Raw genomic sequence first — 12742 nt, forward strand, 5'->3', positions numbered from 1 at the left:
ATGTTCTACAAAAAAGTAGTTGTAATAAGTTTTTAACAAGCTTTGGCAAGGGTTTTTTGTTCCAGATTTAACACTTTTGGAGAAAACCTATTTACCAGTGAAGATATATCTACGTCAGAACACTTGCAGACATTGGTATTAGTTGCTTTGAGTAAAACTGTAATAGCTAATGTTGTAGCCAAAATAAAGTTTGCGATTCTCTATCAAGAGTTTTAAAGTATTCTCTCTCAGGGGATTTAACGTGGAGTTGAGGAGCGTATATTTAGAGTAATAAATTATAATATTTAGCTGGCAAAAACGATCGCGGCTACCTGTATTTAGGTTTACAGCTAGACTTAATATCTAACAACACCTATGGCAGATTCTAGGAAAAACACGCGCAGTTGTATATAGTAATGCTAAAGCGTCAAACCAGATCCACCCATAATATCTTCGTAATTAAACAAACTATTAAATTACAACTCCCTTGACTTTTTGACTCAATGACCGCTTCTAATCATATTTGGCTACCTGCACCCACGGATTTAACTTTGCTACCGGATGAGATTCATGTCTGGCGTATAAACCTTGACCAACCAGAAACAAAACTGCAAAGTTTAGCAGCAACTCTTTCCACTGACGAAACGGCTCGTGCTGAACGGTTCTATTTTCAGGAACATCGGCAGCGTTTCATTGCTGGTCGCGGTATCCTGCGAACTATATTAGGTAGCTATTTGGGTATCCAGCCCCGACAAGTTCAGTTTAATTATCAACAGCGTGGCAAACCAGTATTAGCAGATACATTTGCTGATAGTGGACTGGCGTTTAACTTGTCTCATTCCCAAGGGTTGGGTTTGTGTGCTGTGAATTGTACCCGCCCAATAGGTGTAGACCTAGAATATATTCGCCCAATGTCTGATATTGAAGCTCTTGCCAAACGGTTCTTTTTACCAAGAGAATATGATATGTTGCGATCGCTATCTCTCAACCAACAGCAAGAAGTATTTTTCCGTTACTGGACTTGTAAGGAAGCTTATTTAAAAGCAACTGGAGACGGACTATCCCAGTTAGAGGAAATTGAAGTGTCGCTCACTCCCACAGAACCAGCCAAGTTACAGATAACTGAAGACTGGAGTCTTTTTGAACTAGTACCTGCTAACAATTATGTTGCTGCTGTTGCTGTAGAGAATTTTGGCTGGAATTTAAAGTGTTGGCAGTATTGATGTTGATTAAGCTCATCTCTTGGCTGAAACAAGAGAGATATTGCGGACAAATAACCAATGACCAATGACAAATGACAATCAGCTTACTTATCTTCCTGCATATTTCTCACAATTTTTGTCACCAGCTTTCTGGGTACAAATCTGACGCTTTTTGCCAGTAGTTTATTCATAAAACCAGGAATGACAATAGTTTTGCCCTTCATTAAGCCGTGAAAACCAATTTCGGCTACTGTTCGTGCATCCATCATCCGCTTACCCTTGAGCAACTTAGAGTCAGCCATCCCGGTTCTTTCATGAAAACCAGATTCGGTTGAACCTGGGCAAAGAACTGTCACAGTAACACCTGTACCTTCTAATTCATTAGCGATCGCTTCAGAAAAAGATAAAATATAAGCTTTAGTAGCAAAATAAACTGCCATCAAAGGCCCAGGTTGAAAAGCAGCAGCCGAAGCGACGTTTAAGATTTTACCTTCACCTTGCTTTACCATGTGCTTCAGGAATAGCTTAGTTAAATGGGTGAGACACACCAAATTTACCTGTAGCATTTCTAGCTCAGTCGCTAAGTCTGTTTCGTGAAATAATCCATAGATACCAAATCCAGCATTATTTACCAGCACATCAACATTAATATTGGCGAGTTGCAACTCCGTAAAAATTTCTTCAGGAACTGTTGAAATAGATAAATCCTTAACAAGAGTTTTGACAAGATTTCCGAATTTTTTTTGGAATTTAGCTGCAATCTCTACTAGCTTTATTCCGTTTCTGTCTACTAAGACTAGATTATAATCATGAGCAGCAAAAATACAGGCTAATTCGTAGCCAATTCCACCGGCTGCCCCAGTAATAAGAGCAGTTTTTTTGCTCTGACCTTGATGTGTTTTGTTCATGTAAGAATATTGGTGAATTCAACTTGATGAAGCTGCGTTGCATTTACAGTGGTTCTCGTTCTACAATTAAGTACGCGTAATATCTGAACCAACGATAAACGTCTTAAGTTATTACCCTTTCAAATGCTTGTGTGATGCATTGGATAAATGTAGCAATCCAAACGCAAATTTAGGATTTATGCATCTAATAAGTTGAGCATTAAAGAAGTTACCTTATTTCAGACTGCTAACGCAGGGTTTTGATTACTCACAAAAACCAGCAGTTAAAATAAAACTTTTATGCCCGACACTAACCATTCTATCCTCAATTGGTTCTGTCAAGGGGTGAATACTAAAAATTTACATGATTGAGCATAAAAAAACAGGGCAATTATATTGCCACTGTTCAGGTATGAGTTGTTGCTGGCATCTGGAATATTGGCTATTCAGTAATACTGTGTTGTAAAAAACATGAACTAAAAAATATTTTGTAGGATGTGTTACGGCTTCCGTAACGCATCGAAAGTATCCGGGATACTGCGTTACTCCCCTAACACATCCTACGCAATTTGTGAATTCCTAAGCGAGATTCAAGAAACCACTTTGAATTAAGTAGGCGGTATAAGTCATAAACAATTGAGAATCAATTGGAGGACAAGCAATAGAACTACCTGCCAATGCATGAAGAGTATCTTGGCAGCTAATATGAGGTCTTCTAGCTTGTAAATACAAATCAGGAATAGTCAGTTGTTCATCAGACCACCGTTCCAGTAAAAATGGCCGCAGAGTGTATAAAGGATTGTCAGCAGAAGTTACATTATTGATTAACTCAGATTGCCATTTTTCATAGGGAATCATTTCAACTGAATAACCAAATGAGCGTATCCACTCAACTAGCATTTTCAAAGCAGCAGGTTGGGGATGTTGTAAATTGAAAGCTTTACCTATGGATTCTTTCTGCCGTGATAGATAAACGATCGCTTTACTTACATAGTCCACAGGTGACATATCCAACATATAATCTACATCAGGGAAATATCCCATTTGTAGACAGCCCTTTGTCATCAGATTGATAAAGTCATGTGTGTTACAAATACCTGTCTTGCTATCACCAGAAATCAGTGGTGGTCTGTGAATAGTTACAGGCAGTCCACGGTCACGAGCAATTTTGACTAACTTTTCAGCTACCCATTTAGTTTGCGAGTAACCAAGATAGATACCTTCCCAATGATTGAATTCATCCTGCTCTTTAACAACCTTGCCAGCATAAGCAGTGGATTCAAAAACAGCCACACTAGAAACGTAATGTACAGGTTTGACTTTAATTTGACAAGCCAATCTCAAAACTTCTTGAGTGCCTAAAACATTGGCCGCCTTCAGTGCTGAGTATGGGAAAACATAATTCAATAAAGCAGCACTATGATAAATAGTATCAATATTAGCAGCTAAAATTTGAAACTGTTCCGAACCAATACCTAACAATGGCTGAGATAAATCGCCGACAATCGGAATAATTCTGGATTTAAATTCTTCCTGCCAAATTGCATACTGTTCCAGATTTTTTTGCAGTTTGCTTTTGCCTTCTTCAGCATTAGCACCACGCACTAAACAATAGATATCCGCATTGGTTTCCTGTAGCAATTCCCGGATGATGAAAGCTCCTAAAAAGCCTGTTCCTCCAGTTATAAAGATGTTCTTGGGTTCACCCATAACTACATTAGATGCAGCACCGGGATGGATGGTAGGGTCAAGAACAGCCTCAGCACCTAAATCTAGAACAGAGGGTGCAGCATTGGCATTAGAGGCTACTACCTTTGTATCTTGAACTGGTGAACCTTCTTGCACTTCTTCAGCTAAACGCTGTGAAAGAGCTTCAATATTTGGGTAATGCCACAGCAGCAATGGAGATGGTTGAAATCCGAGCAATTTTTCTAAGTTACTGACTAGAATCATTGCTTGGGCTGAATCCAAACCATAGTTTTCTAAATGTTCTTTGACATCTATTTCATCAGTTGCTACTCCTAGCAACTTAGCTAAGTTAGATACCAAAAATATTTGAATATCGTTTGCTGTGAAAGACGGTTTTATAGTCATTTTTAAATCTCCAACAATGATGTAGAAAGAACAGGGTGATACTGACTGTAATAATCTGAAGTTTGCAGTCCTTGAATTTTCAAATTTTGGACGCGATACAAAAAGGCTGCACCAGTCATAATTTGATTAGCAACATCAACTACACGACGATTATTTGGTTCAGACAAATAAGAACCGCGTACCCAGTCATTGAAACCGCCCATTGCCGGGCCACACCAAATTTGATAATCTACTTCTCTACCTTTTTCACCAGAACTAGACCAACGGGAAGATAATCCTAAATACCAACGGAAAATCAACGCCATTTTTAGTTTAGGATTATTGACTGCTTTCCCAAGTTTTTCAGGATTCTTTTGGGATAAATAAGCCGCGGTTCCTTCCCATACTTCGGCAATAGTTTTGCGAAAAACTTGTTTTTCTAATTTTTCTCTTTCTGCCAAAGGAATCTCTTCAATGGAATCATAAGCGCGGTAGAGTTCAAATAATTTCTGCGCTCGCATGGGGAACATTGTACCCCGTTTGAGAACTTGCAATTTGACTCCCATTTCAAACATATCTGCTGCCGGAGCCATTATCATATCAGCCATTTCTGCTTGGGCTAATAACTTTTTAGTATGCTCACAAGCCCCAGATTCAACGCATGACTGATTAATTGAGCCAGTCATTACATAAGCAGCACCCATCATGAAAGCTGCTAATGCTGATTGTGGTGTACCAATTCCCCCAGCAACGCCGATTCTAATGGGTGTTTGGTAATGATATTGGGCTTGAATTTCATCTCGCAAGGCAATGATAGAAGGTAACACACAAACCAAGGGACGGTTATCTGTATGACCTCCAGAATCAGCCTCTACGGTAATATCATCAGCCATCGGAACTTTAGCTGCAAGGGTTGCTTGTAACTCAGTAATTAATCCTTGTTGAAGAAGTTCTTTGAGGATTCTGGCTGGTGCTGGTTGCAGAAATTTAGTAGCAACTTCTCGGCGAGAAATTTTGGCAATGATTTTATTTTTGATTTCAATTTGATTGCTGCTATTTAAGCTCAATCCAGCAACACGGTAATAAACAATGTTGGGTGTCAAGTCGAGAAATGCAGAGGCTTCTACTGTTCTCACTTGATATTTGAGGTATAAATCCACAGCCCGGCGTTCAATCGCTGGTTCATTGGGACTGTGAATTAAGTTAAAAGCATAAGGCCCTTGAGGTAAAGCTTGTTGAATGCGATTTATGGCTGCTTCCAAACGTTCTGGAGTTAAACCACCAGCACCAAAGGAACTCAAAATTTGTTCTTTTCCGAGTGCAATGACCATTTCTTCGGAAGCAATTCCGCCAGCCATTGCGCCGGTAACGTAGGCATATTTGACTCCATAAGAGGAGAGAAAAGTGGGATCTCCAAATTGTTGAATGCGGATTGGAGCTGCGAATGTTAAGAGTTCTACTTGTGCTGTTGTGCCATTATCACCAGGGGATAAATACCCCTCATTGGTGACACCGATTTTTCCGGCAACTTTCACGATGTAGCAGGGTTTATTTAATACCATCAATTTATCTTTGATGGTTTGTTTCTCGAAAGATACTGTTTCTAAAGAACCTTTCCAAACTTGGTTTTTGTTATAAGACCAAGCGGAGAAGTTCAAGCCATTATCGTGTTTACTTAGTACCGTATCTACGGTTGTCACGGTAGTTATGCCTCGGATTACAAGCAATGGATGGTAAAGTTGAAGAGTGTAGACTTTTTATAGGAGTCTAGATTTTCATACCAATTCTCTAGGAGATGCACGTATAATTTTTAAACGAACCGCAAAGGACGCAAAGGGCACAAAGGAAGAGGTGAGTTAAGAATTAATTGGTGCAAGTTGAGAGAGAATTGGTATGTGATATTAAGATTCTTCGTTAAGCAAGTTTTGAGCGCAAGCTAGTTGCAATTGAATTATTTCGCTCATTTGCTGACTGTAATCTTGTCTAGCTTGTAAAAAGGCTGTGTGTGCTTTAGTTATCTTTGAATTATTAGCATTGAGCTTTTGATACTGGGTCTTATTTAAATCGAACATGCTGATGATGCTACTAATTTTTTTAGTTCTGACAGGTGGGGAAAAAACAGGAATTGGCTGTTGAATTGCGTTTGACTCAGAAGATTGTAATTGTTCTCTCGGTTCAAAAACGTTATCAATGATATTTTTCGCTTTGAGTTCTTCTGGCTGAGTCGGTGATGGCAAGATGCTAGGGGAATAACTTTCTTCTTGGATTATTTGGTTGGAAGTATTAAGAGAATCTATGATTTCAGATTCTTGGATGTTAGGTATATTTGGATGCTGTTTTTTGATGAGATAGCTCCTAAGATCCCCAGCAAAATCTTCAACAAGCTTGCGACTTTTTTCGCTTAAAATTGTAGCAGCAATCGCTTTCCCACCCAAGGTAACTGTTCTCAATGTTGCTTTACTTGAATTAGCGCTTTCTTGAGCTTTTTTGTACAAGGGTGATAAATCTACATTCACCTGATGACTGAGTAGTTTTGCTAATGCTTTGACCATCGAAGCATGGTCATCCATCCCTCTACGATTCAGAGACACTGTAATGTGTTCTTTGTTGCCGAGAATTTTATCAATCCATCGGGAACAAACACTACCAGCGCCGGCTTCTAAAAATATTTTTACCCCATCGCCGTAGACACGATTAACTAATTGCGGAAAATCAAGTTCTTGGCACAATCCTTTGGCGATGTTGTGAGCAATGGTATCTCTTTCAAGTGCAACTGGTTGATAATCGGCGGCAGAATAAAACACAATACCAGGAAGATTTTGTGATGGTAAGCTGTTTACCTTCTTGATTTCCTCGAACTGCGATCGCATCGCTTCACAATGTATCACATGGTCGAAGGGAGCGGGGAAAGAATTGCAACCTAGAGTTGTAATCACTCGCTTACAGGCTGCATCGTCACCAGCAATTAATACTTCTTCTGGTGTATTGATTTGAGTTAAGTAGACATGATTTTCATGTTTCAGGCATTCTCTAACTTGAGATGGAGTAGCCATGAGAACATAAGTATTCCAAAAATTGTTGTTTGGTGAATCTGTTAATCCCCAATGTTCACGTACTGCATTTTTTGGCCCAGATAACTTATCACCAAATAGAGGTGATGAGTTTAAAGTATTACTTCCGCCCTCAAAATCACTCCAAACTCCTTGGGCAACCATCATGCTAGTTTCACCCAAGCTATACCCAAATACAGATTGCGGCTTGACTTTAAAATCATCTCGGAAAATTGCTGTCATGTATCTAGCAAAGGCGATTTCACTTTCAAACATTGCTAGTGAATCATCTAACAACTGCTTTTCGAGAGTTTCTAGTTGTCTGGTTGTTAATTTAGGTAAGCTTCTGGGATAAACTAACTTTTCAACATCGGCTGCCCGATTGTAGAGATTGTTACTTTTTAAATCCTCGAAAACTTTCGGAAATAAACGGAAAACAGTCCGACCAATGCCTATATAAGAATTGACTGCTGCGGGGTAAACATAAGCAACTGCCCCAGTTTTACCTAATGGTTTCGCAGTGAAATAACTACCTATTGGTGTTTGCCAATCTGTCCCTTTCTCAAAGGCATTATTTACACCTTTACGGGCAGATTCAATTTCTTTGAGTAGTTCTTTTGTGTTACGTCCTGCAATTGATAAGACATATTTTGCATCAGATTGCTGTTGAAAGGTAGCAAATGTCTCGCTGGCGGTAGCTGATAAAGAAGAACTCGCTTCTATGGTATGTTGGAGATTGTTGAGAAGATCGGAGATGGTGGTGCGATCGCTAACTGCGATAGGGAACAGATGAAAAGGCATTTGTTGCAAATATCTGTTGTCGCGCTCCTCTTGGCTGGGTTCCTCCGATAAGATTAAATGCGCGTAACTGCCATCTATACCCATGCTATTAATTGCTGCTATTCTGCGTGTGCCGCCTTTATCGACAAACCAAGGTCTTGATTCCATTGCCACATAGAAAGGGCTACCTTCCCATACTTGCGGTGTTTTGACACCAGACCATTTGGGTGTGGCGGGAATATACCTGTAATAAAGACAGAGAGCGGTTTTGATTAAGCTAGCAATTCCCGATGCTGTATAGGTGTGTCCGATATTGGATTTAACGCTACCTAATGCACAATGCAAACCATTGCCCACTTTCGGATAAGCTTGCAATAAACCTGTGATTTCGGCTTCATCCTCCTGGGGAATGCCACTACCAAAGACTTCCACATAGTTAACTTCTGTGGGTTGAATCTCAGCTATCTGGAAAGCTTGTTTGCAGACATCACTGATAGCTGAAGCATCAGGTTTTACCAGAGAGTTACTCAAAGTAGAATTACCTTGTGCGAAACTCATGGCATCAATTACTGCATAGATGCGTTCATTGTCTTGTTTAGCTGCTTCGTAGCACTTGAGGACGACAGCACCCGCACCTTCGCCAACTGTCCAGCCATTAGCTTGTTGGTCAAAACCCAAGGTATTGACACCCGTATTAATTGGTGCAAATTGGTTGCGGAATAAAACATTTTCTACACCACCTGCCAAATCTACCGCACCCACAACGACTGCATCAACTTCCCCAGTAGCGAGTAGCATTTGGGCAACTTCCAACGCTTTGAGGGCAGAATTTTCGCCCGCGCTGATGGTGAATGCGGGGCCAGTGAAATTCCATAAAGCAGAAATTCGACTCGCCATGATGTTGGCGATGTGACTCACATATTCGCCGATTTCTACTGGTTGGTGAATGCTATCTTTGACAATGGTTTCCAGTTGCGCCAGTTGTTCAGCAGGTAGAGAAATTCCTTGGTTGAGTAAGCCGTCCTTAACTTGCCAAGATAGATTCCATCTTTGCTGTAGCTGATGCACAGAGAATTCTGTCTCGGCGGCGACAATAACGGCCACATTGCTGCCTTCCTGTAGTTTCGCATCTTTTACGGCGCGATCGCTAACCTTCAAAAGCAATAATTGTTGTGGGTTTAACTTCTCTATTTCATTCGGTGGGATTTTGCACGATAAAGTATCGATTTCAAAGTCTTTGATATATGCCCCTAGTGGTGCTTTGCCGTCTGTTAAACCGTACTTTTTCAGGACACTTTCTTGATTTTCTATCCCATGCCATCTTTGAGGTGGTAGGGAAGTAAAATGCTGTGTTCCATCATAAATGCTGCGTTCAAAAGCATCTAAGCCATTACAGTTACCAAAAAAGGCATCCATACCGACAATGGCAATTTTAGCAGGTGGAACAGGTGGAGTTGATTCAACTGATTCTGTTGTATTTCCTTGTTCTAAAATCAGATGAGAATTAGTGCCACCAAAACCAAAAGCACTAATAGCTGCCCGTTTAATTGGTGCGTTATTATTCGGCCATGCTGTAGCTGTTCTAACAATTTTATCGGCAGAGATTGTACCTTTTTCTGACGTTAAAGGTTCCGAAACATTCATGGTTGCTGGAATTACCCCATGAGACATACTCAAAATCACCTTAGTCAAGCCAACCATGCCAGCAGCAGTTAACAAATGACCAGTATTTGCTTTAGCAGAACCCACCAGAGGCGCAGCTTGATTTTGACCAAAGAATGTTTCGATGGAATTGAATTCGGTTGTATCTCCTAGCAATGTGCCGGTGGCATGACACTCTAGATAATCGATGCTTTTGGGACTAAAATTCGCCTCATTATAGGCTCGTTCAAAAGCTAAAACTTGTCCTTTAGGATTTGGGCTCAATAAATGTTTACCTTTGCCATCATTCGAGAGTCCATTACCGCAGATGGTAGCGAGAATATTATCGCCATCTCTAACGGCATCAGAATATCTTTTCAGCATCACCATTCCAACACCATCGGCGGGAATTAGCCCTCTAGAGGATTTATCTAAGGGGCGGCTGATGCCGTTTTCTGCATACCCTTGAACACCGGAAAATAACATCCGCACGAATAGGGAATCCGCACAACTGATGGCTCCAGCTAACATGACATCAGCTTTGTGTGACCATAAGTAATGAGATGCTAGTTTAATCGCATAAAATGATGATGAACAAGCAGCATCTAGACATAAATTAATCTGAGATAGAGATAAAGCTTGAGCTACGATAGATGCTGGTAAACCAGATATCATCGCATTGTATAAAGATGCTTTAGTTGCACTTGGTACAGCTAAATCAAAGTCTTCATACTGCAAAAGTTCTCTGACGGCAGGGTTAATAGCTTGCTGGTAAATTGGAGAGAATAATTGATTAGATAATTTTGTCGGGAATGACAAATTACCTAAGATTACGCCACATTTTGCAAGAACAGTTTGATTACCCCAATAACCACTTTGTTCGATTGCTTGTTTAGCGGCATACAATGACCATTTGAAGGTGTTATCTAAACCAGTAACAAATTCTGATGGTAAATTGTATTCAGATGGATTAAACTTGAAGTTGCGGATGTATCCGCCTTTGAGAGAATAGGTTTTGTCTGGTGTACCTTTAACTGAATTGTGAAATATTGTCGGATCTACTCCGATTTCTTCGACGGTTGCAGAGGATGTCGAATCTTTTTGATTAACGATGTTTTGCCAGTATTCTTCAGGATTCTTTGCATCGGGGAATAGGCATGATAATGCGATGATGGCTATTTTTTCCACGATTTATATGCTCCGAGTTTGGGTATTTAGCAAGAGATATTTAACAGGCAGGATTTACGCTGTTCCCCAAACTTTAAACGAGGCAAGTTATAGCAAGCTGAAGATTTTGATAGTTTGTAGTAAGGACTTTAGTGCTTATATTAAGAAGGACTAAAGTCCTTACTACAAACTTTAAACTTGAAATATTCCTAGCTTCTAAGCATTTTCATTGACCAAATAATGGCATGAGCGCCGAGCATTCGTGAATAGATTTTTCCTTGGCGATCGTGTATGATAAAGTTTGCGATCGCACTACTTGGTGTCTTAGCTAGTACTTCACAAGAAACGTAAAATGTTTCGTTATGTGGTATAGCTTCAAACTGTTCAAATTTTTCTACTTTTCCAGGTAAACAACCTTCTTCATGAAAGTGTTGTGTCCAAATCCATAAGGCGTGCATACTCAAGTCAGTGGTGTAAGGATTTACCCATTGGACTGGGAATTGTCCTTGTTCCTGTGGGCTGAGTTCTGGCCACAGACATTCTGTTGTGATTTTTTCAGGACTGATGTTTAAAACTCTCTTGACTTCTTGAAAACCGGGGCCGTGAAATAATGTCGCCCCACCATTTTGGTAAAAAGCTTTTCCTGTAGCGGTGATGATATTATCTTCTTCAAGATTGAGAGATTCATAGATGGGTGCATCTGGGATTTCTCGCTGGAGATTGAGTTGAGCGCTAAAATGAAAATGGATTCTGCCTTCTGGGTTTTTACTCGAAATTTTGGCTTTAAGCTCGATTCTTTCAAGATTAACTTTGGAAATTTCTTCAATTTCTAAAATATGTTCCTTCGCTAATGTCTCATTGAAAGTAATTCCCTTCAAAACTTTGAAATCTTGGTAATTGGACAATCTATAACCGGGATATAATTGTTCAGAAGCATTGATAATCCAGGTCATTGCACAAGTTGCTGGTAGAACTGGAGAACCAGCAATAGTGTGATCGTGTAAAAATGGATTAGCCTCCAATGTCATTTGGCGACGAATACGATAAGTTCGTAGTTCGGAATCTAACTCCGCCGCCAGGGGAACTAATGGGCTACCAATAACAACTTGTGCGGTTGCATGATTGGAATTATCCATTTCTTTAACGAGCATTTGTGCCCCAACTGCAATGGGAATTATATCGATTTTTCGCTCTTGAAAAATCTTCTTTAATTCTGCTGTCACCATTCCACTGTCCCAAGCGCCCCAGTTGATAGCGACTACATGACATGAGGGATAAGTTTGCTTAAATATATGGGCTGATTTGTTCAGAATTTCATTTGCGATCGCATAATCAGATTGTCCAGGATTTCCGTAAAAGCCTGTTACGGAAGAAAACAAAACTAAATGCTGAAGTTGACTAGGGTTAACGCAAGCCAGTAGGTTTTCTAAACCTTGAACTTTGGCGGTGTAAACTTTTTCAAAATCCTCTTCCGTTTTCTTTTCAATTAACTTATCAGCTAAGTTTCCAGCGCCGTGGATGATTCCGGTAATTGGGCCGAGATGTTGCACAGCAGTGGCAAGTTTTTCTTGTAAAGCTGGCGTATCTGTAACATCGACGCTGATATATTCGGCTTTAGCTCCGGTTTTTTCAATTGCTGCTAGAGTCTTTTTAATTTCACGGCTAGAAGTAATTTTGTTATATATTTTTTGCACATTCATGGGTGTAGGCTTCTCTCCTTGTGAAAGAAGATTTTCCATGATGCATTTTTTCAATGCTGATTCATCAGAATTTTGAGCATAATCTGGCTCGGTTTCTAATAGTTCGGAGCGACCGAGGAGGATGAATTTGCAGGGTTGCTGTTGGGCTAATCTGATAGTACACTCAGCCGTAATCCCTTTTGCACCGCCGCTCACGACAAAGACAGATGATGGGGCTGTTTGTATCATAAATCCTCGTGAATACCTGCATATTTTTTGATATA

The 12742-nt window shown here is 40.1% G+C and carries 6 protein-coding genes; 1 reads left to right on the forward strand and 5 read right to left on the reverse strand.

Annotated elements, in window-relative coordinates; translation table 11 throughout:
* The first annotated feature begins 482 nt into the window (after window positions 1-482).
* Window positions 483-1202: a 4'-phosphopantetheinyl transferase HetI gene (gene hetI / locus V7K44_RS28630; RefSeq protein WP_334936724.1), complete on the forward strand. Its 720-nt coding sequence runs from the start codon at window positions 483-485 to the stop codon at window positions 1200-1202.
* An 83-nt stretch (window positions 1203-1285) separates the two neighbouring features.
* Here hetI and V7K44_RS28635 read toward each other — a convergent pair whose 3' ends face one another.
* From V7K44_RS28635 to V7K44_RS28655, 5 genes are all read right to left on the reverse strand, one after another.
* The gene (locus V7K44_RS28635; RefSeq protein ID WP_334936726.1) at window positions 1286-2089 is read right to left on the reverse strand and encodes an SDR family NAD(P)-dependent oxidoreductase; all 804 of its coding nucleotides are present in this window, start codon (window positions 2087-2089) and stop codon (window positions 1286-1288) included.
* A 558-nt stretch (window positions 2090-2647) separates the two neighbouring features.
* On the reverse strand, window positions 2648-4162 hold the full coding sequence (locus V7K44_RS28640; RefSeq protein ID WP_334936728.1) for a thioester reductase domain-containing protein: 1515 nt from the start codon (window positions 4160-4162) through the stop codon (window positions 2648-2650).
* Window positions 4163-4164: 2 nt separating this feature from the next.
* The gene (locus V7K44_RS28645; RefSeq protein WP_334936730.1) at window positions 4165-5841 is read right to left on the reverse strand and encodes a PfaD family polyunsaturated fatty acid/polyketide biosynthesis protein; all 1677 of its coding nucleotides are present in this window, start codon (window positions 5839-5841) and stop codon (window positions 4165-4167) included.
* A 201-nt stretch (window positions 5842-6042) separates the two neighbouring features.
* Window positions 6043-10800, reverse strand: coding sequence for a PfaB family protein (locus V7K44_RS28650; RefSeq protein ID WP_334936732.1), 4758 nt, complete (start codon window positions 10798-10800; stop codon window positions 6043-6045).
* A gap of 188 nt (window positions 10801-10988) precedes the next feature.
* On the reverse strand, window positions 10989-12707 hold the full coding sequence (locus tag V7K44_RS28655; RefSeq protein ID WP_334936734.1) for an SDR family NAD(P)-dependent oxidoreductase: 1719 nt from the start codon (window positions 12705-12707) through the stop codon (window positions 10989-10991).
* Window positions 12708-12742: the final 35 nt, after the last annotated feature.

This window comes from Nostoc sp. (assembly GCF_036917235.1).
Lineage (GTDB): Bacteria > Cyanobacteriota > Cyanobacteriia > Cyanobacteriales > Nostocaceae > Nostoc.